This is a genomic window from Azospirillum sp. TSH100 (assembly GCF_004923295.1).
Lineage (GTDB): Bacteria > Pseudomonadota > Alphaproteobacteria > Azospirillales > Azospirillaceae > Azospirillum.
This window is the reverse complement of record NZ_CP039634.1, coordinates 1,960,268-1,982,609: the sequence shown is the minus strand read 5'-3', so window position 1 is coordinate 1,982,609 and position 22,342 is coordinate 1,960,268. Positions and strand designations below refer to the sequence as shown.

20 protein-coding genes and 1 pseudogene are annotated in these 22,342 nt (G+C 65.8%); 7 read left to right on the top strand and 14 right to left on the bottom strand.

The features are described from left to right. The first annotated feature begins 178 nt into the window (after positions 1–178). A complete protein-coding gene (locus E6C72_RS09405; protein ID WP_109086600.1) occupies positions 179–1,966 on the top strand; it encodes an ABC transporter ATP-binding protein in 1,788 nt (595 codons plus the stop codon). Positions 1,967–1,987: 21 nt separating this feature from the next. Here the strand turns inward: E6C72_RS09405 and E6C72_RS09400 are convergent, their stop codons facing one another. From E6C72_RS09400 to E6C72_RS09390, 3 genes are all read right to left on the bottom strand, one after another. Then, entirely contained in the window at positions 1,988–3,043 is a 1,056-nt protein-coding gene (locus E6C72_RS09400; RefSeq protein WP_109086599.1) for an ABC transporter ATP-binding protein, read from the bottom strand. A 2-nt stretch (positions 3,044–3,045) separates the two neighbouring features. Further along, positions 3,046–4,068, bottom strand: coding sequence for a Fe(3+) ABC transporter substrate-binding protein (locus E6C72_RS09395; protein ID WP_109086598.1), 1,023 nt, complete (start codon positions 4,066–4,068; stop codon positions 3,046–3,048). Positions 4,069–4,165: 97 nt separating this feature from the next. Next, positions 4,166–6,316: a bifunctional diguanylate cyclase/phosphodiesterase gene (locus tag E6C72_RS09390; RefSeq protein ID WP_109086597.1), complete on the bottom strand. Its 2,151-nt coding sequence runs from the start codon at positions 6,314–6,316 to the stop codon at positions 4,166–4,168. A gap of 593 nt (positions 6,317–6,909) precedes the next feature. Between E6C72_RS09390 and E6C72_RS09385 the strand changes: the two genes are divergently transcribed. Beyond that, entirely contained in the window at positions 6,910–7,155 is a 246-nt protein-coding gene (locus tag E6C72_RS09385) for a hypothetical protein (RefSeq protein ID WP_109086596.1), read from the top strand. Here the strand turns inward: E6C72_RS09385 and E6C72_RS09380 are convergent. After that, on the bottom strand, positions 7,127–7,468 hold the full coding sequence (locus tag E6C72_RS09380) for a YnfA family protein (RefSeq protein WP_169055143.1): 342 nt from the start codon (positions 7,466–7,468) through the stop codon (positions 7,127–7,129). The two genes, E6C72_RS09385 and E6C72_RS09380, sit on opposite strands and share 29 nt — an antisense overlap. A 186-nt stretch (positions 7,469–7,654) precedes the next feature. Here E6C72_RS09380 and E6C72_RS09375 point away from each other — a divergent pair, with 186 nt between their 5' ends. From E6C72_RS09375 to trpE, 5 genes are all read left to right on the top strand, one after another. After that, positions 7,655–7,870, top strand: coding sequence for a hypothetical protein (locus E6C72_RS09375; protein WP_109086595.1), 216 nt, complete (start codon positions 7,655–7,657; stop codon positions 7,868–7,870). 31 nt (positions 7,871–7,901) lie between these two features. After that, positions 7,902–8,231 carry a hypothetical protein gene (locus E6C72_RS09370; protein WP_109086594.1) on the top strand — a complete coding sequence of 110 codons (330 nt, stop codon included), beginning with the start codon at positions 7,902–7,904 and terminating at the stop codon, positions 8,229–8,231. Positions 8,232–8,333: 102 nt separating this feature from the next. Continuing rightward, a complete protein-coding gene (locus tag E6C72_RS09365; RefSeq protein WP_109086593.1) occupies positions 8,334–8,513 on the top strand; it encodes a CsbD family protein in 180 nt (59 codons plus the stop codon). A 232-nt stretch (positions 8,514–8,745) separates the two neighbouring features. Beyond that, positions 8,746–10,626 (top strand): peptidylprolyl isomerase, encoded by a 1,881-nt coding sequence (locus tag E6C72_RS09360; protein WP_109086592.1) that lies wholly within the window; start codon positions 8,746–8,748, stop codon positions 10,624–10,626. A 41-nt stretch (positions 10,627–10,667) separates the two neighbouring features. Beyond that, positions 10,668–12,179, top strand: a complete 1,512-nt coding sequence (gene trpE, locus E6C72_RS09355) for an anthranilate synthase component I (RefSeq protein ID WP_109086591.1) — start codon at positions 10,668–10,670, stop codon at positions 12,177–12,179. Between the two features lie 80 nt (positions 12,180–12,259). On the opposite strand, the pseudogene E6C72_RS09350 reads toward trpE, so the two are convergent. From E6C72_RS09350 to E6C72_RS09305, 10 genes and pseudogenes are all read right to left on the bottom strand, one after another. Then, positions 12,260–13,746, bottom strand: a pseudogene (locus E6C72_RS09350) (carboxypeptidase M32). After that, positions 13,724–14,536 carry an SURF1 family protein gene (locus E6C72_RS09345; protein WP_109086589.1) on the bottom strand — a complete coding sequence of 271 codons (813 nt, stop codon included), beginning with the start codon at positions 14,534–14,536 and terminating at the stop codon, positions 13,724–13,726. The pseudogene E6C72_RS09350 and the gene E6C72_RS09345 overlap by 23 nt, the downstream one beginning before the upstream one ends. Continuing rightward, positions 14,533–14,940, bottom strand: coding sequence for a DUF983 domain-containing protein (locus tag E6C72_RS09340; protein WP_109086588.1), 408 nt, complete (start codon positions 14,938–14,940; stop codon positions 14,533–14,535). Before E6C72_RS09340 ends, E6C72_RS09345 begins: the two co-directional genes overlap by 4 nt. A 58-nt stretch (positions 14,941–14,998) precedes the next feature. Continuing rightward, positions 14,999–15,874, bottom strand: coding sequence for a cytochrome c oxidase subunit 3 (locus E6C72_RS09335; protein ID WP_199228773.1), 876 nt, complete (start codon positions 15,872–15,874; stop codon positions 14,999–15,001). A gap of 21 nt (positions 15,875–15,895) precedes the next feature. Next, entirely contained in the window at positions 15,896–16,540 is a 645-nt protein-coding gene (locus E6C72_RS09330) for a cytochrome c oxidase assembly protein (protein ID WP_109086587.1), read from the bottom strand. Continuing rightward, a complete protein-coding gene (locus tag E6C72_RS09325; protein WP_109086586.1) occupies positions 16,540–16,725 on the bottom strand; it encodes a hypothetical protein in 186 nt (61 codons plus the stop codon). Before E6C72_RS09325 ends, E6C72_RS09330 begins: the two co-directional genes overlap by 1 nt. Beyond that, on the bottom strand, positions 16,722–17,633 hold the full coding sequence (gene cyoE, locus E6C72_RS09320; RefSeq protein ID WP_109086585.1) for a heme o synthase: 912 nt from the start codon (positions 17,631–17,633) through the stop codon (positions 16,722–16,724). The genes E6C72_RS09325 and cyoE overlap by 4 nt, the downstream gene beginning before the upstream one ends. 136 nt (positions 17,634–17,769) lie before the next feature. Beyond that, positions 17,770–19,404, bottom strand: a complete 1,635-nt coding sequence (gene ctaD / locus E6C72_RS09315; protein ID WP_109086584.1) for a cytochrome c oxidase subunit I — start codon at positions 19,402–19,404, stop codon at positions 17,770–17,772. Positions 19,405–19,522: 118 nt separating this feature from the next. Then, positions 19,523–20,383, bottom strand: coding sequence for a cytochrome c oxidase subunit II (gene coxB, locus E6C72_RS09310; protein ID WP_109086583.1), 861 nt, complete (start codon positions 20,381–20,383; stop codon positions 19,523–19,525). A 572-nt stretch (positions 20,384–20,955) separates the two neighbouring features. Next, positions 20,956–22,335 carry a DUF3422 family protein gene (locus E6C72_RS09305; RefSeq protein ID WP_247875788.1) on the bottom strand — a complete coding sequence of 460 codons (1,380 nt, stop codon included), beginning with the start codon at positions 22,333–22,335 and terminating at the stop codon, positions 20,956–20,958. Between the last annotated feature and the right edge of the window lie 7 nt (positions 22,336–22,342).

Here is a 22,342-nt window from a genome sequence, read left to right as displayed (position 1 = left end):
CTTCCCCGGCGGCACGTTGTTCACCGCCCCGATCATCAGCAACCTCGCACGGAACCGGTAAACGAAGCCTGTAACCAGCGCAGGAGCCATCGCGCCGACCGGTGGACAAAGCCGAAGCCCATGGGCTAAGCCATCCTCATCGGACAAGAGCCCCTCGGACCAAAGATCGGATGCGAGCGTGACGAACAAGAGCGGCAAGCCCCTGCGCCTGGATGCGGCGACCGAACGGCTGGCGGCCCGGATGTGGCGCGAATGGGTCCGCCCCTATCGCGGCAAGCTGCTGCTGTCCTTCGTGCTGATGGCAGTGGTGGCGGCGACCACCGGCGCCTATCCGCTGCTGATCGACCAGTCCTATGCCATGTTTTCCGCCCAGGACCGCGGCATGCTGCTGGTGATCCCGCTCGCCATCGTCGCGGTGACGATCATCAAGGGCGTATCGCTCTATTCCCAGACGGTGGTGACCAGCGACATCGTCCAGCGCATCATCGCCGACATCCGGCTGGCGATGTTCGCCCATCTGCAAACGGCCGACATGGCCCAACTGCACGCAACGCCGACCGGGTCGCTGACCTCGCGCTTCATCAACGACGTCGACCTGATCCGCAACGCGCTGAGCCGCACGCTGACCGGGCTGGTGCGCGACATCCTGACGGTGATCGCGCTGGTCGGGTCGATGTTCTATCTCGACTGGCTGCTGTCGCTGATCGTCTTCATCATCTATCCCATCGCCGCCGTGCCGATCGTGCGCATCGGCAAGCGCCTGCGCCGCGTCTCCCGCGATACCCAGGCGCAGATGGGCGACATGACCTCGCTGCTGACCGAAAGCCTGTCGGGCGCGCGCATGGTCAAGACCTACAACCTCGAAGACTATGAGCGCGCCCGCGCCGGTCGCGCATTCCACGACAACTACCTGCTGACCATGAAGGCGGTGCGCGCCCGTTCGCGCATCGACCCGATGATGGAGGTGCTGGGCGGCGTCGCGGTGGCGGGAGTGATCGCCTTCGCCGGCTATCGCATGACGTTGGGCGAAGGATCGGTCGGCGCCTTTTCCGGCTTCGTCGGAGCGCTGTTGATGGCGGCCCAGCCGGTGCGCGCCATCGGTACGCTGAACGCCGCTCTGCAGGAAGGGCTGGCCGCCGCGCAGCGCATCTTCGAACTGCTGGACCAGCAGCCGACCATCGTCGAGCAGCCGGACGCCAAGCCGCTGGCGGTGACCGAGGGCGCCGTCGCTCTGCGCGACGTCCAATTCTCCTATGAGGCCGGTGCCGACACCCTGAAGGGCATCGACCTCGACGTTCCGGCCGGCAGCACGGTGGCGCTGGTCGGACGCAGCGGCGCCGGCAAGTCCACCGTCTTCAACCTCATCCCGCGCCTCTACGACGTGACGGGGGGCGAGGTGCTGATCGATGGCCAGGATGTCCGCGGCGCCACGATGCGCAGCCTGCGCGGTGCCGTGTCGATCGTCAGCCAGGATACCGTGCTGTTCAACGACACGGTGCGGGCGAACATCTGCTTCGGCCGTCTCGACGCCGACATGGACAACGTGATCGCCGCCGCCAAGGCCGCGGCCGCCCACGACTTCGTGTCGAAGCTGCCGGAGGGTTACGACACGGTGATCGGCGACCGCGGCGTCAAGCTGTCGGGCGGCGAACGCCAGCGTCTGGCGCTGGCACGCGCCTTCCTGAAGGACGCGCCGATCCTGCTGCTGGACGAGGCGACCAGCGCATTGGACAGCGAGTCGGAACGTCTGGTGCAGGCGGCGCTGGAGCGGCTGACCGAGGGGCGCACCACGCTGGTGATCGCCCACCGGCTGGCGACCGTGCGCAATGCCGACCGCATCGTGGTGATGGAAGGCGGTCGCATCATCGAGCAGGGCACGCACGAGGCGCTTCTGGCCGCCGACGGCGCCTATGCCCGGCTGTGCCGGCTGCAGTTCGGCGAGGACGAGGTGCGGGCGGGAGCGTAAGGCGTTCCGCTTGACTCCGCCTCACCCCGCCGGAAACACCATCACCCGCTCGGCCGCCATCGCGGCGGACAGCTCTTCTCCCGCGCGCACGTCCACATGCCCCGGCAGGCGCGCGTGGACCTCAGAGCCACCCAGATCCAGACAGACCCGCGTCGCCGGCCCCAAAAAGCTGGAATGCCGCACCCGCACCGGAACGGCGTCGGGCCGGGCGCCGAGCGGTACCAGTTCAAGATCCTCCACCCGGCAGGCAACCTCGACCCTGGTGCCGCCAGACAGACCGGGCGCCGGGATCCGGCCGAGCGGCGTGACGATCTGGCCGTCGCGCACCGTCGCCTCAAAACGGTTCACCTCGCCGAACAGGCGGGCGACGAAGCTGTTGGCCGGGCGCCGGTAGAGGGTCACCGGCGTGTCGGCCTGGACGATGCGTCCGGCCTCCATCACCACAACGCGGTTGCCCATCTCCATCGCCTCCTCCGGGTCGTGGGTGACGACGATGGTGGCGATGCCGCTGGCGCGGATGATCCGCACCACCTCTTCCCGCACCGAGCGGCGAAGCTGCTCATCCAGCGCCGAGAACGGCTCGTCGAGCAGAAGGACCTTGGGGTCACGCGCCATGGCTCGGGCCAGCGCCACCCGCTGCTGCTGACCGCCCGACAGGGTGTGCGGATAGGCGTCGGCATAGCGGGTCAGCGCCATCGTCTCCAGCAGCTCCGCCACCCGGCGCCTGCGTTCGGCACGCGGACGGTCGGTCTGGCCGAAGGCGATGTTTCCGGCCACCGTCAGGTGCGGGAACAGCGCAAAGTCCTGGAACATCATGCCGACCGGCCGCTTTTCCGGCGGGAGCGACCGGCCCGCGGTGGCGAGCGCCTGCCCGTCCACCGCGATCTCTCCCTTCTGGACCGTCTCCAATCCACTGATCAGGCGCAGCAGGGTCGACTTGCCGCAGCCGGACGGGCCGACGATACACACCACCTCCTTCGGTGCCACCGACAGCGAGACGTCATCGACCGCTGTCAGCTGCCCATAGCGATGGGTGATGCCGGACAGGACGACGGATGAAGGGAGAGACTGGGTCATCGTTACTTCCAGCCGGCACGATCCATCATGCGCAACGCCTGCGGCGTGTGGGCGGCGAAGGAGGCGGCGTTCACCTCGGCCGCCTTGAAACTGCCCAGTTTCACCAGCTCCGGATGCGGCTGGACCGCAGGGTTGACCGGATATTCCATGTTGCCGTCGGCAAACTGCCGCTGGGCCTCCGGGCTCAGCAGATATTCCAGCAGCTTGCGGGCGTTCTCCTGATTCTTGGAGGTTTTCACCACTCCGGCGCCGCTGAGGTTCACATGGGTGCCGCGGTTGCCCTGGTTGGGGAAGATCACGCCGACCTTGGACGCGACCTCGCGGTCCTCCTGCTTTGCCGAGGTGATCATCTTGCCGACATAATAGGTGTTGGCGATGGCGACATCACCCTCCCCCACCGCGACCGCCTTGATCTGGTCGGTGTCGCCGCCCTGCGGCGGACGGGCGAGGTTGGCGACCAGCCCCTTCACCCATTCCTCCGTCTTCTCCTCGCCCAGCGCTTCGATCATCGAGGCGGTCAGGGCAAGGCTGTAGGGATGGGTGCCGCTGCGGGTCAGAACACGGTGCTTCCACTCCGGCTTGGCGAGATCCTCGTAATCCTTGATCTGCTCCGGCTTTACCCGGTCACGGGCGTAGACGATTACGCGGGCGCGGCTCGACAGACCCCACCAGGCGCCGTTCGGGTCGCGCAGGTTGGCCGGAACCTTCACCGCATCCAGCTGCGGCGAGCTGACCGGAGCAAGCAGCCCTTCCTGCGCGGCGGCGGCCAGACGGCCGGCATCAACGGTGATGAACAGGTCGGCCGGGCTGCTGGCACCCTCAGACTTCATGCGCTGGATCAGTTCATCGTGATTGCCTTCAATGATATTGATCTTGATTCCGGTCGATTTCGTGAAGGTTTCATAGATCGCGCGGTCGGTATTGTAATGCCGCGAGTTGTATACATTGACTTCCTGTGCCTGAACCGAAAAGGCGGTCAAGGCGCCGACGGCAAAAGCAACTCCAGTGATCTTGTCGATGAACATCCATCACTCCCGGACTGCGAATGTCTCTCAAATCCGTGAGAATGGATATCAGTTGCAGCCGGTGCTGTCGAGACGGGATTCGCCCTGGTTAATGGGATCATTCGGCGATCGGGTCGGCCTGCGCACGCACCATGTCGGCCAGCGACTCGGGCACCATCGGGCGGCCGAACAGATAGCCCTGCATCATGTCGCAGCCGACCGACACCAGGAAATCGCGCTGTTCCGCCGTCTCCACCCCTTCCGCCACGGTGGTCAGGCCAAGACCGTGCGCCATGCCGACTGCGGCACGGACCAATGCGTTGCTCTTGGGGTTCTCCGGCACGTCGATGACGAAGGCACGGTCGATCTTCAGCTTCGCCACCGGCAACTGCTGCACATAACTGAGCGAGGAATAGCCGGAGCCGAAATCGTCGATGGCGGCCTGGATGCCCAGTTCGGCCAGTTCGCCCAGCGTCCGCACCGCCACCTTCAGGTCGCGCACCGCCGCCTGTTCGGTGATCTCCAGCCCCAGGTGCCTGCGCAGCGACGGATGCTCGCTCAGCAGTTCCTCCAGCCGGACGGTCAGGTTGCCGCGCAGGAACTGCTGGCCGGAGATGTTGAGGAAGACGCGGTCGGGCAGCACGCCCTCCGCCTCCCACGCCGACATCTGGGCGATGGCGGTGGACAGCACCCAGTCGGTGATCGGCACGATCAGGCCGCTTTCCTCGGCGACCGGGATGAACTCCCCGGGCGACACCGGCCCCAGCGCGTGATGGTCCCAGCGCAGCAGCGCCTCCGCCGAACGGACCCGGCCGGCCCTGTCGACGATGGGCTGGTAGACGAGGCGCAGTTCGTTGCGCTCGATGGCGTGGGTCAGATGCAAGGTCAGCATCATCCGCCGCGTCGCCGCCGCCGCCATCTCCGGTGTGTAGAAACAGACGGCGTTGCCGCCATTGTGCTGCACAGCCTGCAAGGCCAGCTTGGCCTTGGCGTTCAGATCCTCCAGCGTGCTGACCGTCTCATCCTGCACCGCGGCGCCGATCGACAGCCGCAGCCGCACCCAATGTCGGTCGGCGTAGATCGACGCCGTCAGCCGGTCGTGCAGCACGCCGGCCAGCGTACGGGCATGTTCGCCGTCGCTCACCCGTGACAGCGCCGCGAACTCGTCGGCGGCGATGCGGCAGATGATGGTGTTCGGCGGCAGCACCTCGGTCACCCGGCTGACCATCGCCTTCAACGCCGCGTCGCCGACATGGAAGCCGAAGGCTTCGTTCACGTCGCTGAACTGGTCAACGTCCAGCGAGAACAGCGCGAACAACCCGCCAGTCGCCACGTCGCCCGCCTTGTCGGCGCGGTGGCCGGCGAACAGGGCCTCGCATTCCTCCAGGAAGGCGGTGCGGGTCAGCACCCCGGTCAGCGGATCGTGCCGCGCGAGATAGGAGGCGCGCTGCTCCGCCGCCAGACGTTCGGAAATATCACGGATGATGCCGACGAAGGTGACCTCGTCTCCCAGCCGCGCTTCGCCGACGCTGAGATGGATGGGAAACACCGTGCCATCCTTGCGCTGGCCTAGCGTGTCGCGGCCGATACCGATGATCTTGGCCCGGTCCGTCCGCATATAGGTGTCGATGTAGCGGTTGTGATCGCGCGAGAAGGGCGGCGGCATCAGGACGGCCATGTTCCGGCCGATCAGTTCGCTGTCTTCATAACCGAACAGACGACAGCAGGAACGGTTGATGGAGCGGATGATGCCGCTGCGGTCGGACACGATGATGCCGTCGACCGCCGCATCCAGCAGGGTGGCGACGAAGGTGTCACGGCAGGTCACGAACTCCGCGATGCGGTCGGGATCACCGGTCTGGTGAAAGGTGCCGAGATAGCCGAGCGTGGCCCCGGCGCTGTCGCGGTGGGCGATCACGCTGCCGCTCAGAATCGAACGACGGCCGTCGCAGCCGACCGTCGGGCAGTCGACCGGGGCGGAGCCGTGGGACGATGACTCGCCGATGGCCGCTATGGCGGCTCCCAGCGCCGTGGTGACCGGGTGATCGACCGCGGCCAGCGGACGGCCGATCAGGTCGTCCGGCGACCGGTCGAGCGCCGCCGCGAAATGCGGATCGGCATGCCGGCAGACGCAGTCGCGGTCGAGGTAAACGAGAGCCATACCGCCATCGTCGAGCAGGCTGGCGGCCAGCGAGGCCAGAAAGGCCGGATCGCGCGACATTCCGGCGGCTTCCGCCACACTGGAACCGCTGCACTCGGAACCGTTCATCTGATCCGCCGGTTGTAGGTCCACGAAACGATCCGCTTTTCTCTGTCCGGCCGGGAAGGCTGGCCTGATGCTGCACCGCAGGATGTCCTGGCGGCTGAATCGGATACCCGATGGTGGTATTATGACCCCGTCCGGTATCTTTTCCAACGCCAAGCGGAAGCGTGGATGCCAGACATTTCCGCAGCCGCCGCACCGTGATGCTTTCGCACTCTAACGGCTGGAGTCCGGTGCACGATTGATATGGTTCAATGCGAGCTGCGGTTTTGGAACAAAGAGCCATGCCGCGCCGCACGACCACAGCTTTTGCGCGTGCGGCCTGCGACAATTCAAGGGCATCGCCTTCTCCTTCTGGACCTGCGGCGGTATCCGCTCCAGGTTATTCGCCAACGGCTGTGAAATGAGCCCCATGAACCGGAAGCAGCCGCGATTTATCGCACGCCCTGCTTCTTTGCGCCTGACGGAGGAATAAACCGAAGTCCCCAGGCGTTTTCCCGACAACGGCCGCGACAGCCGACAGCCGGTTGGTCGGCACCGTCGCGCCGGGTCCGCCAGCGGTCCGCGGTTCGAGAAGAAACGATTGGGAGCATTCCGACATGACCAACGCATTCAGCCAGATCCGACACGCCGACGGCCGTGCGTACTACCAGGGCACCCCGCTGTCCCTGGCCGATGCGCAGATCATGCTGAACGACGACATTCTCCGCCGCCGGGTGCGCGTCGGTGCCTATCTGCGGGTGGATGGCGGCAGGCTGGTGCTGGTGAACGGCCCCGCCCTGCGGCATTCGGTCAACCGGCCGGTGTCGTCCGTGCTCAGCCCCCGCGCGGGCCGGCAAGAATAAGCGCCGCACCGGCCAGACAGATCAGTGCACCGACCGCATCCCAGCGATCGGGCCGCGCCCCTTCCACCAGCCAGAGCCACAACAGCGACGCCGCGATATAGATTCCGCCGTAAGCGGCATAGGCCCGCCCGGCGAATTCCGCGTCGGCCCGCGTCAGCAGCCAGGCGAACAGGCATAGGCTGCCCAAGCCCGGAAGGACCCACCACGCGCTCCGCCCCAGCCTGATCCATGCCCAGAAGGCGAAGCACCCGGCGATCTCAGCCAGCGCCGCAGCACCATATACCACCAGCGTCGCACCCAGCGCCCGCTCCATCGTCGCTCCGTTTCGTGCCGGTCATTCGCGACAGGATGCTGCCGGCCGCATCTTCAGGCGTCAATGCGTTGCGCACCGCTGAAACGCGCCACAGCTCGTTTCAATTTGGCGCCCTAATATTTCAGTGCGTTCATGGACTTGGATAGGGGTGCGGCATAAATTCGCCCCTGAGGGAGGCATACTGCGATGTTCATTGACGCGACCAACCCTATGCGGGATGCCATCGAAACGATCCGGGCCACCGACGTGATTTCGGACGCGAAGAAGCACATCCTGTTCCAGGGACTGGAGGCGTTGCGGAACCAGCACTGCCCGGATCCCCGTCCGATGACCGGTTGCTGCGAGGATTGCCTGTCCCGGACCCGTTGCCTGACGGCGGTGGTGGATCTGCTCGGTTCCTGATCACGGCTTGAGAGTATGCGGATTGGGCCTGATGCTCGATGATGAAGCCACACTGTGTTCCGTCGAGATTCTGGCGGAAGCGGTCGAAATGGCTTTCGTTCCCGGAATCCTGGAACTGCGCACCCTGCGCGATGCCCTGAACGAGGCGTTGCGCAACCGGTCCCCGTCTGCGGTGAGGCTGGCCTACAGCGCGTTCAGCCGTGTCGACCATGACTTCCGCAGCCAGATCACCCACCACGCCCTGGAACTGGCTGCCCTGCGCCGCCGCAGCGCAGGGCCGACGAGTCCGAACACCGGAACCGGCGGTGGCGCACCCGCCCGCTCGTCCAACCGTGGAATCGACGGACCGCGCCGGGCTTGAGCCAGACAGCGGCCCTTTCGTCTTTGGTGTATAATTTTTAATGGACCCTTTCGTCTTCCGTCCTGTTGTCCCGGCATAACCAACACACAAGAGGTTGCCACCATGGACAAGGACCGGATCGAGGGCGCTGCCCGCTCCATCAAGGGCTCCATTAAGGAAGCCGCCGGCAAGCTGACCGGCGACACCAAGACCGAGGCCGAAGGCCGCGGCGAAAAGGCCGCCGGCAAGGTGCAGAACACCATCGGCGGCGCCAAGGACTCGGTGCGCGACGCGCTGAAGTGATCGGTGACGTGATCCCGGCGCCCGCAAGGCGTCGCTGAGTTGACGTGAGCATCGGACGCCCCGGCTCCGCATTCGCACGCGGGGCCGGGGCTTTCGTTTGGACGGCCACCCGCAAGCCGGGCACTCACGGAGATCGCCGATCCGGAAATGGGCTGTTGCCGCCCCACCATCCCCTATCTATGATGCGCCGCCCCGGCCGGATGGCCGAACGACGCGCTTAGATTCGGGTCCCATGCTCCAGTTCATCCGCAATTTCGCCGGCTCCTGGGTCGTCAAGATCCTGTTCGTGCTGTTGATCCTCAGCTTCGGCATCTGGGGGATCGGCGACGTGTTCCGCTCCACCACCCCCACCACCGTCGCCGAAGTCGGCAAGGTGGAGATCGGGCAGCAGGCGCTGGACCAGGAATTCCGCCGGCAGATGGAACGGCTGCGCCCGATGCTGGGCGGCAACCTGACCGCCGAACAGGCCAAGCGTTTCGGTCTTCTGGAACAGTCGCTGCAATCACTGATCCAGCGCACCCTGTTCGACCTCGCCGCCTCCGACATGGGAATCGCCGTCGGGCCGGAGGTTGTCCGCATGCGCATCGCCGACGAACCCGCCTTCCGCAACCAGCAGGGCCAGTTCGACCCGAACATCTTCCGGTCGGTGCTGCGCAACAACCAGCTGACCGAAGATGGCTATGTCGCGATGGTCCAGCGCGAAACGGCGCGGCAGCTGGTCGCTGGTGCGGTGTCCGCCGGTCTGACCCCGCCGCAGCCGCTGGTGCAGGATCTCTATCGCTACCGCGGCGAAAAGCGTGTCGCCGAGGTGGTGACGCTGCCCAACGCCTCGATCGGCGATGTCGGCGTGCCGGACGACGCGACGATCAAGCAGGCCTATGAGGACCATCAGGTCCGCTTCACCGCCCCCGAATACCGCGCCCTGACGGTCGCCCGCCTGTCGCCCGACGTGCTGGCCAAGGACATCAAGATCGACGATGCCCAACTGCGCAAGGCCTATGAGGAACGCGCGAACGAGTTCGGCGCTCCGGAAAAGCGCAACGTCCAGATGGTGGTGATCGACGACGAGGCGAAGGCCAAGCAGATCGCCGAGGCGGCAAAGACCAAGGGTCTGGCCGAAGCCGCCAAGGATGCCGGTGTCGAGCCGGTCACCCTGGACAACATCGCCAAGTCCGATCTGCCGGAGATCGGCGACGCCGCCTTCGCGTTGGAGGCTGGAAAGACCTCCGACCCGATCAAGAGCGCGCTCGGCTGGCACGTCATGGCCGTCACCGGCATCACCCCGGCCTCCACCCGGACTTTCGAGGATGTGAAAGACCAGTTGGCTGCCGAGTTGAAGAAGGAACAGGCGCTCGACTCCGTCTTCTCCATCGCCAACCGTGTCGAAGACCAGCTGGCCAGCGGCGCGTCGCTGGACGAGGTCGCCCAGGCTCAGGGTCTGGTGCTGAGCAAGGTTGCCGCCATCGACAGCACCGGCAAGGCTCCCGACGGCAAGGACGCCGCTCCCGACCTGCCCGGCCTGAAGGCGTTGCTCCCCAACGCCTTCCAGCTGAAGACCGGCGCCACCTCCAACCTGACCGAAGGCGAAGGCAGCAATTTTGCCGCCGTCCGCGTCGACAGCGTGATTCCCGCCGCCGTCCGCCCCCTGGCCGATGTGCGCGATCAGGTCATCGCCGACTGGCAGCAGGAGCAGCGGGCCGAGCGGGCCGCCAAGAAGGCGGAGGAGATCGCGGCCCGCCTGAAGCAGGGTGCCGAGGCCGCCGCCCAGGATGTCGCCACCCAGGCCGGCGCCAGCTTCGCCATGACCAGCCCTTTCACCCGCGATGCCCAGTCGGTTCAGGGCCTGCCGGCGGAGATGGTCGCCAAGCTGTTCGCCGCCAAGCCGAATGAGGTCGTCACCGGCAACACCGCCGACGCTCAGGTCGTCACCCGGCTGAAGGAGATCATCCCTGCCGATCCGAAGGCGGCCGACGCCGATCTGGCCCCGGTCCGCGCTGCGGTCGAACAGGGGATGCAGAATGATCTGGTGGCCGAATTCACCAATGCGCTGCGCGACAAGTACCCGGTCCGCATCCATCGCCAGCGCATCGACCAATTCTTCGCCAGCAACTGAGGCTCCGGCTCAGCCGACAGCAACGCAAGAGGTCTCGTGCCGTGAAGGTCCAGCCCGATATCACCACCTTTGATGCCGCTTACGCCGCAGGTCGGCCGCAGGTGGTGTGGACCACGCTGGTCAGCGATCTGGAGACGCCGGTCTCCGCCTATATGAAGCTGGCGGACGGCCGTCCCTTCGGCTTCCTGCTGGAGTCGGCCGAACGCGGGGCCGGGTCGCGGCGTGACCGCTATTCGGTGATCGGCTTCAAGCCGGACGTGGTATGGCGGTCGCGCGGCAACAAGGCGGAGATCAACCGCGATGCCCTGCATGACCGCAACGCCTTCCAACCACTTGACCGGGCGCCGCTGGAAGAGCTGCGCGCGCTGATCAACGAAAGCCGGATCCCGCTGCCGGAAGAACTGCCGCCGATGGCCGCCGGCCTGTTCGGCTACATGACCTACGACATGGTCCGCCTGATGGAGCGGCTGCCGGACAACAATCCGGACGAGCTGAACATCCCGGACGCCATCCTGACCCGGCCCAGCATCGTCGCCATCTTCGACAGCCATACCGATTCGATCACGCTGGTGACCCCGGTCTGGCCGACGGCCGGCAAGGATGCCGCCACGGCCTATGCCGACGCGCGGGAGCGGCTGACCGACGCGCTGGCCGATCTGGAACGCCCCCTGCCCTACCGGCGGGAGCCGCGGGCGGAAACCGAGTTGCCGTTGGCCTGGACCTCCAACACCACGCGCGAGGAGTATCACGCGATGGTGGAGAAGGCGAAGGAGTACATCCGGGCCGGCGACATCTTCCAGGTCGTGCCGTCCCAGCGCATCCGCTTCCCCTTCAAGCCGTCGCCGCTGGCGCTGTACCGCACGCTGCGCCGCCTGAATCCGTCGCCCTTCCTGTTCCATTGCGATTTCGGCGAGTTGACCGTGGTCGGCTCCAGCCCGGAAATCCTGGTGCGCGTGCGCGACGGCAAGGTCACCGTCCGTCCCATCGCCGGCACCCGCAAGCGCGGCGCCACCACGGCGGAGGACGAGGCGCTGGCCGCCGATCTGCTGAGCGACCCGAAGGAATTGGCTGAGCATCTGATGTTGCTCGACCTCGGCCGCAATGACGTCGGCCGGGTGGCGAAAGTCGGTACGGTCAAGGTGACGTCCAAGATGATCGTGGAACTGTACAGCCACGTCATGCACATCGTCTCCAACGTCGAAGGCGAGCTCGATCCGAAATTCGACGCGCTCGACGCGCTGGTCGCCGGCTTCCCCGCCGGCACCGTGTCCGGCGCGCCGAAGGTCCGCGCCATGGAGATCATCGACGAGCTGGAGAAGGCGCGGCGCGGCGTCTATGCCGGCTGCGTCGGCTATTTCGGCGCGTCGGGCGCCATGGACACCTGCATCGCGCTGCGCACCGCGGTGCTGAAGGACGGCATGATGTATGTCCAGGCCGGCGGCGGCGTCGTCGCCGACAGCGACCCGGAAGCCGAGTATCAGGAGACCGTCAACAAGTCGATGGCGCTGATCCGCGCCGCCGAGGAGACCCTGCGCACGACCGCGCGGGGATGATTAACACTTTGCGATGGATTTAAAAGGCCGCCATTTGGGCGGCCTTTTTCTTGCCGAGGCTATAACCCCGCGAGTGGCGGTCAGAGATATCGCCGCTCCAGGTGCCTTTTGAACACGGACGCATCCAGCGGACGGCCGGTTGCCGCCATCAGCAGCTCATCGCCCGAGGCGTGGAAGCAGCCCGTCTCATGCACGTTCACCCTCAGCCAATCCACTAGCGGCGCGAACTCGCCGCGCGACAACGCCGGGACGATTTCCGGATCCGCGGTGCGGGCGGTGTCGAACAGCTGCGCCGCGGTCATGGCGCCAAGCGTGTAGCTGGGGAAATAGCCCCAGCCGCCACCGGGCCAATGGATGTCCTGCAGGCAGCCCAGCCGATCGTTCGGCGGCACCACCCCGACCAGTTCCGCCATGCCGTCGTTCCAGGCGCTCGGCAGGTCCGGCAGGGTCAGGTCACCGGCGATCAGCGCCTTTTCCAGGCGGTAGCGCAGGATGATATGGGCGGGATAGGTCACCTCGTCGGCGTTGACGCGGATGAAGCCGCGCTCCACCCGGCTGTAGAGGCGGCGCAGATTGTCGGCCTCCCAAGCCGCGCCCTCCCCCCGAAGGCTTCACGGACCACCGGCGCCAGCCACGTGATGAACTCCGCCGACCGGCAGGCCTGCATCTCCATCAGCAGCGACTGGCTCTCATGCACCGCCATACCACGGGACTGGCCCACCGGCTGGGTGAGCCAAGCGGCCGGGCGATTTTGCTCGTACAGCGCATGGCCGGTCTCGTGCAAAATGCCCATCAGCGCGTCGGTGAAATTCGCCTCGTCATAGCGGGTGGTGATGCGCACGTCGCCGGTCGCCCCGCCGCAGAAGGGGTGCAGCGACACGTCCAGTCGGCCGCGGCGGAAGTCGAAGCCCAGCCGCTCCATCATGCGCACGCCGAGCTCGCGCTGCTTCTCCACCGGGAACGGTCCCTCCGGCTCGATCACCGCCGGCGCCGAAGCCTGCCTGTCGAGGACGCGGCCGATCAGGTCGGGCAGGAAGCCGGACAGGTCGGCGAACAGCGCATCGATGCGCTCCGCCCGCGCGCCCGGATCATGGCTGTCGAGCAGCGCGTCGTAGGCGCTGATCCCCATCACCCCACCCAACGCCTCCGCCCCCTCGCGGACGCGGGCCAGCACCTCGGTCAGGGACGGCAGCAGCTTGGCGAAGTCGCTTTCCGCCCGTGCGGCACGCCAGGTCATTTCGCAGACCGATACCGCCTTGCTGGTCGCCTCCACCAGATCGGCGGGGACGGCGGTGGCCTGGATATGGTGGCGCCGCATTTCGCGCAGGTTGGCGCGCTGCCAGGGGGTGAGGCTGTCGTCACCTTCCGCCTCGGCCAGCAGATCGCCTATGCGCGGATCGGTCGCCAGTTCGTGCGCGATCACCGACAGGGTCGCGGTCTGCTCCGCCCGGCTGTCGTTGGCACCCTCCGGCATGATCGTCTGGGTGTCCCAGCCAAGGATGCCGAGCGCATCGCCGATGGCGGCAATGCGGGCGTGGCGGCGTTCAAGCTCCTGATATGCGGTCATCGGGTCGTCCGTCGGTTCCGGTGTCGGCGCGCTTGCGCTGTGACAGCACGTAGATGCCGGCGAGCGTCACCGCAAGCCCGTACCAGGTCAAGGCATACTGGAGGTGGTTGTTCGGCAGTTCCACGCGCGGCTCTATCCCCGCCAGAGTTCCGGCCGGCACACCGGGCAGTCCACTCCCTTGCCCGCCCCCCTGCACCGGCAGCATCTCCACGACCACGGGGGCCACGCTGCTGAGTGACAGTGCCGCCGCCATGGCGGCCGGATCAGGGCGCATCCAGGCGGAACCGGGCGCCGGAGTTCCGTTGCCGGGTTGGAAGAAGCCGGGAGGCTGCGGCACGCGGACGATGCCCTTTACCGTGGTATCCCCCTCCACCCGCCCGGCGGCGCGGGTCGCCGGATCGCGGCGGTCCATTGGCACGAAGCCACGGTTGACCAGCACCATTCCAGACCCATCGGCGCGCTGAAACGGTGTCAGCACCTCATAGCCGACCTGCCCCTGGTGCGGACGGGCGATCAGCAGCATCTCCCTATCGTTCAGGAAACGGCCGGTGAGCGTCACCGGCCGGAACTCCCACGCAGCGGGATCGTCGATGCTGGCGGGCAGCAGAACCGGCGGCTCGGCCAGTTGCCGGGCGATCCGGGCGATCAGATCCTGTTTCCAGTGCAGCCGTTCCAACTGCCATGTGCCGAGCCCGATGGTCAGCGCCAGCCCGGCCAGCGTAAACAGCGTCGCCCCCAGCGATGGCCTGAAGCGCTTCCGCTCCGCCGGTTCCGCGGCGGTGACGCTCAAGAGCCCTTCTCCACTTCGCTGCGGCGATAGCGGTACTGGAGAGCGACCACACAGGCCTTGGCCGGACGCAGCATGCCGAGCGTCAGCCCCAGCACAACGATACTCCAGACGATGGCATGAAGCCAAAGCGGCCAGTCGACCGTCATCGACACCCACAGCGCCACCGGTACCACAAGAAAGCCCAGAATGAAGATCAGAAAGACCGCCGGTCCGTCACCGCTATCGACCTGGGAGAAATCGAGGTCGCACACGTTGCAGCGTTCCGCCACCGTCAGGTAGCCGTCGAACAGACGCCCCTTGCCGCAGCGCGGACAGACGCTGCGCAGCCCCGCCGACAAGGGAGAAACTCTCGGGTAAAGATCGATCACGCCATCACCTCCCGATCGGACCGTTCCGGCAGACATAGGGGCCGCCGGAACAGCACGGTATCAATGGCGTAAATGGGCGGCGTAAATGGGTGCATCAGTGGATGGCGATCACGCCGCCATGGCCACCCCACCAATAGACCGACACGAACAGGAACAGCCAGACAACGTCGACGAAGTGCCAGTACCAGGCCGCCGCCTCGAAACCGAAATGGCTCTGCGGGGTGAAATGGCCCTTCACCGTCCGCACCCAGCACACCGCCAGGAAAATGGTGCCGACCAGCACATGAAAGCCGTGGAAGCCGGTCGCCATGTAGAAGGTCGACGGGAAGATGCCGTCGGTGAACTTGAACGCGGCGTGGACATACTCATAGGCCTGGAAGAAGGTGAACAGCACGCCAAGCAGCACGGTCAGGCCAAGCGCCTTGGCGGCCGTCCGGTTCTGCCCCTCCAGAATGGCATGGTGCGCCCAAGTCACGGTGACGCCCGACAGCAGCAGGGTCAGCGTCATCATCAGCGGCATGTCGAACGGATCGATGACATGCACGTTGGGCGGCGGCCAGATGGCGCCGGGGTTGATCGGCGATACCTTCGGTTCCAGCGCCGCATGGAAGAAGGCCCAGAAGAAGGCGGCGAAGAACATCACTTCCGACGCGATGAACAGCGCCATGCCATAACGCAGGCCGATCTTGACCACCGGGGTGTGGGCATGCTCGACGACCGACTCGCGGATGACCGAGCGCCACCAGCCGAACATCGTCACCAGGATGGCCAGTACGCCCAGGATCATCAGCAGCTTGCCGCCGCCATGCATGAAGATGACCAGCCCGGTCGCCAGCAGCCCGCCGGAAAAGGCGCCGATCAGCGGCCAGGGGCTGGGCTTCAGCAGATGGTAGGGATGCGGGATGCCGGCGCCCGGTTCATGGGCTGATGGTTCGGCGTGCGGCATTTGCCCGTGGGTGATGTCGGCCATCGTCTCACTACCCCATATGGTTCAGTTTGTGGCGGTCGCCCCCGGCTCCGCCTTTTGTTTTCCTGAGTCCGGCGCCGTGGACGTCGCTGCGCCGGCCGTATGCTGTGCCAGCTTGGCCTCGCTGTCCTTGGCGCGGAAGAAGGTGTAGGACAGCGTGATGGTGCTCACGTCGTCCATGTTCGGATCGTCGGCCATCGACGGGTCGACGAAGAAGGTCACCGGCATGTCGACGACCTGACCGGGCTCCAGGATCTGCTCGGTGAAGCAGAAGCACTGCAACTTGTTGAAATAGGCGCCCACCTTTTCCGGCGTGACGTTGTAGACGGCGGTCCCGACCGAGGCGGTCTTGCCCCGGTTCTCGGCCCGGTAGGCGGCGAAGCCGGTCTCGCCCAACTTCAGTTCGAGATCCTTCTGCTCCGGCTTGAAGAACCAGGGAAGGGCGGTGTTGGTGTCGGCGTTGAAGCGGACGGTCACCTTGCGGTCGACGACCCGCGCCGCGGCCTGTTCCGCCCGCTGGGTGGTGCCACCGAAACCGGTGACCGCGCAGAACAGGTTATAGAGCGGGACCGACGCATAGGTCAGCCCGATCATCCCCGCCACCAGCCCGAACAGGGAGCCAAGAACAAGGCGGTTGCGGCGGCGCAGCCTGTCATCGGGCTTTGCCATCAGTGCGCCCCGCCCATCCGCACGACCGTGATGGCATAGAATAAGACCACCAGAGCCAGCAGAGCCGCCAGAACCGCCAGATTGCGACCACGCAGCTTCTTCGCCCGCAGCTCGGTTTCCTGCCGACGCTGCTCTTCGATGGAGTTGCGGGTATCGGCCAGGTCTTCGCGTTCCATCACCGTCATGCCCACCCTCCAAGGATCAGCCGCTCGCCCATCATCACGGCGAACAGCAGGAACAGGTACAGGATCGAAAAACCGAACATCTTCTTCGCAGGTTTGTCGTCACCTGCCCGCAGGACACGGACGGCGCAACCGACGAACATCAGACCGAGGATGGCCGACGCCGCCAGAAACACCGGTCCGGCGATGCCGACGAAATAGGGCGCGGCGGCCACCGGAAGCAGGACCAGCGTGTAGAGCAGCATCTGCCGCTTGGTCGCCGCCTCACCCGCCACCACCGGCATCATCGGCACGCCGGCGCGGGTGTAGTCGCTGTTCCGGAACAGGGCCAGCGCCCAGAAATGCGGCGGCGTCCACAGGAAGATCAGCAGGAACAGCAGGACGGACGGCAGGTCGACAGTACCGGTCACCGCGGCCCAGCCGATCATCGGCGGGAAGGCGCCGGCCGCCCCGCCGATCACGATGTTCTGCGGGGTCCGGCGCTTCAGCCACATGGTGTAGACGAAGACGTAGAAGACGATGGTCAGCGCCAGCAACGCCGCCGCCGTCCAGTTCACCGCCAGCCCCATCACCACCACGGACAGAACCGACAGCGTGACGCCGAAACCGAGAGCCTCCGCCGGTTCGACCCGGCCCGACGGGATCGGGCGCTTCATCGTCCGGGTCATCACCGCGTCGATGTCACGGTCGTACCACATGTTGATGGCACCCGATGCGCCGGCACCCACGGCGATGCACAGCACGGCGACCACAGCCAGGAAGGGATGGATGTGACCGGGGGCCAGCACGATGCCGGCCAGCCCGGTGAAGACCACAAGCGACATGACCCGCGGCTTGAGCAACTCGATGAAGTCACCGGCCGACGCCCCTCCGGTGTGGTTGAGCGTCAGTTCGTTCGTCACGTCCGTCATATCTGGTCCTTGTCTTCTAACCCCGGATCGTCACCCCGGCACCCTCCACACCGGCGCCCATTTTCGGGCTGCTCGGGCCTGGTCCCTTTTCATCGGATGGGCGCCTCCTCGCGGCGACGCCCGCCCGTTAGCACGCTTACTTGACCTGGGGCAACGTCTCGAACGCATGGAACGGAGGCGGCGAGCTGACCGTCCACTCCAGCGTGCCGGCCTGCGGCCCCCAATAGGCGCCCGGCACCCGTTCGCCGCTGCGCAGAGTCTTCCAGGCGATCCACACGAACAGCAGCGTCGAGGCGAAGGAGATATAGGCGCCCAGCGAGGAGATCATGTTCCAGCCCCAGAAGGCGTCCGGATAGTCGGGAATGCGGCGCGGCATGCCCGACAGGCCCAGGAAGTGCTGCGGGAAGAACACCAGATTGACGCCGATGAAGGTGGTGTAGAAATGGACCTTGCCCCAGAACTCCGGATATTGGCGCCCGGACATCTTGCCGATCCAGTAATACCAGCCGGCGAAGATCGAGAACACCGCACCCAGCGACAGCACATAGTGGAAGTGGGCCACCACGTAGTAGGTGTCGTGCATGTAGTTGTCGAGGCCGCCGTTCGCCAGCACCACGCCGGTGACGCCGCCGACGGTGAACAGGAAGATGAAGCCGATCGCCCACAGCATCGGCACCTTGAAGTCGATCGAGCCGCCCCACATGGTGGCGATCCACGAGAAAATCTTCACGCCGGTCGGCACCGCGATGATCATCGTGGCTGCGGTGAAATAAGCCTTGGTGTTGACGTCCAGACCGACCGTGTACATGTGGTGGGCCCACACGACGAAGCCGACCACGCCGATGGCGACCATGGCGTAGGCCATGCCGAGATAGCCGAACACCGGCTTCTTGGAGAAGGTCGAGATGATGTGGCTGATGATGCCGAAGGCCGGCAGGATCATGATGTAGACTTCGGGGTGGCCGAAGAACCAGAACAGATGCTGGAACAGGATCGGGTCGCCACCGCCCTCGGGATTGAAGAAGGTGGTGCCGAAATTGCGGTCGGTCAGCAGCATGGTGATGGCGCCGCCCAGAACCGGCACCGCCAGCAGCAGCAGGAAGGCCGTCACCAGCATGGCCCAGACGAACAGCGGCATCTTGTGCAGCGTCATGCCCGGGGCGCGCATGTTGAAGATGGTGGTGATGAAGTTCACGGCACCGAGGATCGAGCTGGCGCCGGCCAGATGCAGGGCGAAGATGGCCATGTCGACCGACGGCCCGCTATGTCCCAGCGGCGAGGACAACGGCGGATAGATCGTCCAGCCGGTGCCTGCGCCGGTGCCGACGAAGGCGGAGCCCAGCAGCAGCAGGAAGGCCGGCACGATCAGCCAGAAGCTGATGTTGTTCATGCGCGGGAAGGCCATGTCGGGCGCGCCGATCATGAGAGGCACGAACCAGTTGCCGAAGCCGCCGATCAGGGCTGGCATCACCACGAAGAACACCATGATCAGGCCGTGCGCCGTGATCAGCACGTTCCACATCTGGCCGTCGGAAACGATCTGCAGCCCCGGCGACTGAAGCTCCGCCCGCATGATGACGGAGAACAGGCCACCGATCAGCCCGGCGATGACCGAGAAGATCAGATACAGCGTGCCGATGTCCTTGTGGTTGGTCGAATAGAACCAGCGCTGGACGAAGCCGGGGACGTGATGATCGTCATGCCCGTGCGCATGGTCCGCCCCATGCTCCCCATGCCCATGTCCACCATGTCCCGGTGTGGCGTTTGCCATGTCTCTACCCTTTGTCGCTGTCCCTGGCCACCGTCCGCTCCGGTCTTCCGTAAAGCGTCGGCCGCTGGGTGGGTTCTTCTTATCGCGTCTTCCCGGCTAAGGGCTGTGCGAAGTCCGCTTACTCGACCAGCGTTCCGGTCGGGCGCTGCGCCACGTCGCGGTCACCGTCCCTGGGAGCGTTGGCCGGCGCGAAGGCGGTTTTGGCCTTGGCGACCCAGGCGTCGAAGGCCTCCTTCGACACGGCTTCCACCGCAATCGGCATAAAGCCGTGGTTGGTGCCGCAGATCTCGGAGCATTGGCCGTAATAGACGCCTTCGCGCTCGGCCTTGAACCAGGTCTCGTTGATGCGGCCGGGAACGCCATCCTTCTTCAGGCCGAAGGCGGGAACCGCCCAGGAATGGATCACATCGCCGGCGGTGACCAGCACACGCACGGTGGTGTTGACCGGCACGACTACGCGGTTGTCGACCTCAAGCAGCCGCTTCTGGCCGGGCTTCAGGTCGGCGTCGGCGATCATGTAGCTGGAGAAGGTGATGTTGCCGTGGTCGGGATATTCGTAATCCCAATACCACTGGTGACCGGTGACCTTGATGGTCATGTCGGCCTGCGGGATGCGTTCCGCCGCGTAGAGCAGCTTGAAGGAAGGAACGGCGATCACGATCAGAATGATAACCGGAACCACGGTCCAGGCGACCTCAAGCAGCGTGTGGTGCGAGGTCTTGGACGGGACCGGGTTCCTCTTCGCGTTGAAGCGGACGACGCAATAGGCCAGCAGACCCGCGACGAAGATCACGATCAGCGTGATAATGACGGTCAGCAGGTCGTTGAACGAGGTCATCAGGTGTTTGACCGGCGAGGCGGAGGGCTGCATGCCCATCTCCCACGGCCGCGGCTCGTTCGCCAGGGCGGCCGTGCTCCAGCCACCCACCATCGACAGGACCGCCGCCAGGCCGGCGGCGTACAGGCTTTGCCTTCTCATCCCCAACCCCTTCTTAGCCGCGACGCTCGTCATGGCCCGCGGTCGTCTCTTCCCGCCGACGCCCCCTCCGCCCTGTTGATCCGGACCGGTTTCTGTTCGCGCGGTCCATAGTTGGGCTTATCAGCGAACGCCAGTTTATGCAGGGATCACGCCATCTTAGCGCGACATATACCCGCAGCCGGAGCTTATCCCCGTGCGCCGCTGGGTTACAAGCCTTTCCTCTCTCCCACCGATTGCATAGACTTTTCCTCACATTCAGATGCGCCGTGGGAACAAAGGTTGAGCATATGCAGGGGTCATGCCATGCGACATTCCGCCGCAGTCCGTTGGACCAGCTGATTTTTCGGGATGGACGTCCGGAAAGGATATGAGGGCGCTTACCAAGCTGGCCGAAGGATTGTTGCGGCGACAGGGCGCGACTCAGGAGATCAGGATGGGGGAGACTCGCTCGAGGGGCCAGCTGGTCGAAGGTGATAGGCGCGCGCCTGTTCATCCTCCACACTGGGCAGGACAGCATGGGTGGGGATTTTGACGAGCCTGCAAATAAGCAGACAACCGCTGTCGCCTACGCCTCAGTGTCCCCCGACCAGCACCTTGCGAATCCGCCGCACGCCCGACCAGACGAAGGCGATCACGATTGGAATCATCACGCCCACCAGCATGTCGGGATCGACCTTGAAGCCGAAGCCTTTCAGCCCCTTGGCCGCATAGCCGACGATGCCGACGAGGTAATAGCTGATCGCCACCACCGACAGCCCCTCGACCGTCTCCTGCAGGCGCAGCTGCAATTGCGCCCGGCGGTCCATCGACTGGAGCAGTTCGGCATTCTGGCCCTCAACCGCGATTTCCACACGGGTCCGCAGCAGCGTGCTGGCCCGGGCCACACGTTGCGACAGCGAATCGAGCCGTTCCTCCACCGCCTCGCAGGTGCGGATCGCCGGGGTCAGGCGACGGTCCATGAACTCGTGGACGGTCTGCAATCCCTCGATCCGGATCTCGCGCAGTTCCTCGATTCGCCGCTCCACCAGCTCGTGATAGGCGCGGGCGGCACCGAATCGGTAGGCGGTCTCGGCGGCGATCTGCTCGGTCTGCGCCGCCAGCAGGGTCAGGCGGTCCAGCAGATCGCGCTCATCCTGAAGACCGCGCAGGCTGGCGATGCGGGCGGTGACCTCGGCCAGACCGGCCTCGATCGGGCCGATGCGCGGCAGCACGCCGCGCGCCATCGGCAAGGCCAGCAGGGCCAGCACGCGGTAGGTCTCGATCTCCAGCAGGCGCTGGACGACGCGGCCGGTCTGGCGCGGCGTCATCGAATGGTCGGCGACCAGCATGCGAGAGAAGCCGTCGCCATGGATGCGGAAATCGGTCCAGGCGGTGGCCGATCGGCCGGCGATTCGCGACCCGACATAGCTTTCCGATCCGAACATCGCCGCCATCATGTTCGGCGACGGCTCAGGGGTGTCGGGGTCGAGCACCGCCACATGGATGCCGACCAGCAGTTCGCCCGGCAAGCCGGCAAGCCAGTCGCGCGGCAGGGCGTGCAGCGCCGGCTCCACGAAGGGATCGACCAGGGCGTTGGCAGGCATGGCGCTGGGTCGGAAGACGGTCCAGGTCGAAAACTCGGTGTGCCGCTCCCATTTTAGATGAAAGCTGCCGAAGGAGGCGCTGTGGTGGGTGGCGCCCTGCGGCGGTCGCACCACGCCGGCCCAGTCGCACAGCGCCTCCAGATGCTGTCGGTCGGCCTCCGCCGCTGCCTCTCCCGACAGCATCGCCAGCATGGTGGCGCGTACCGGTGAGGTCAGCGATTCGGGTGGCCGGGCATGGACCTCGTTGGTCAGCGTCTGGCGCAACGGATGATCGCGCAACGGGCGCGGGCCGCCCATGGCGGCACCGGGTCCGGCTGCGCCGGCTCGGTTCAGAGTATCCGCGATCGTCCGCGCCGCTCCGTCGGTCATGTTCCCC

Excerpts from the sequence above, each read along its gene's own strand:
- E6C72_RS09385 (WP_109086596.1), top strand. The coding sequence starts at position 6,910 with ATGACCAACGCATTCAGCCAGATCCGACACGCCGACGGCCGTGCGTAC.
- E6C72_RS09365 (WP_109086593.1), top strand. The coding sequence starts at position 8,334 with ATGGACAAGGACCGGATCGAGGGCGCTGCCCGCTCCATCAAGGGCTCC.
- E6C72_RS09390 (WP_109086597.1), bottom strand. The coding sequence starts at position 6,316 with ATGAACGGTTCCGAGTGCAGCGGTTCCAGTGTGGCGGAAGCCGCCGGA.
- E6C72_RS09380 (WP_169055143.1), bottom strand. The coding sequence starts at position 7,468 with ATGGAGCGGGCGCTGGGTGCGACGCTGGTGGTATATGGTGCTGCGGCG.
- E6C72_RS09305 (WP_247875788.1), bottom strand. The coding sequence starts at position 22,335 with ATGACCGACGGAGCGGCGCGGACGATCGCGGATACTCTGAACCGAGCC.
- cyoE (WP_109086585.1), bottom strand. The coding sequence starts at position 17,633 with ATGACGGACGTGACGAACGAACTGACGCTCAACCACACCGGAGGGGCG.
- E6C72_RS09335 (WP_199228773.1), bottom strand. The coding sequence starts at position 15,874 with ATGGCCGACATCACCCACGGGCAAATGCCGCACGCCGAACCATCAGCC.
- E6C72_RS09360 (WP_109086592.1), top strand. The coding sequence starts at position 8,746 with ATGCTCCAGTTCATCCGCAATTTCGCCGGCTCCTGGGTCGTCAAGATC.
- ctaD (WP_109086584.1), bottom strand. The coding sequence starts at position 19,404 with ATGGCAAACGCCACACCGGGACATGGTGGACATGGGCATGGGGAGCAT.
- E6C72_RS09375 (WP_109086595.1), top strand. The coding sequence starts at position 7,655 with ATGTTCATTGACGCGACCAACCCTATGCGGGATGCCATCGAAACGATC.
- E6C72_RS09395 (WP_109086598.1), bottom strand. The coding sequence starts at position 4,068 with ATGTTCATCGACAAGATCACTGGAGTTGCTTTTGCCGTCGGCGCCTTG.
- coxB (WP_109086583.1), bottom strand. The coding sequence starts at position 20,383 with ATGAGAAGGCAAAGCCTGTACGCCGCCGGCCTGGCGGCGGTCCTGTCG.
- E6C72_RS09330 (WP_109086587.1), bottom strand. The coding sequence starts at position 16,540 with ATGGCAAAGCCCGATGACAGGCTGCGCCGCCGCAACCGCCTTGTTCTT.
- E6C72_RS09325 (WP_109086586.1), bottom strand. The coding sequence starts at position 16,725 with ATGACGGTGATGGAACGCGAAGACCTGGCCGATACCCGCAACTCCATC.
- E6C72_RS09340 (WP_109086588.1), bottom strand. The coding sequence starts at position 14,940 with ATGTCTGCCGGAACGGTCCGATCGGGAGGTGATGGCGTGATCGATCTT.
- E6C72_RS09400 (WP_109086599.1), bottom strand. The coding sequence starts at position 3,043 with ATGACCCAGTCTCTCCCTTCATCCGTCGTCCTGTCCGGCATCACCCAT.
- E6C72_RS09370 (WP_109086594.1), top strand. The coding sequence starts at position 7,902 with ATGCTCGATGATGAAGCCACACTGTGTTCCGTCGAGATTCTGGCGGAA.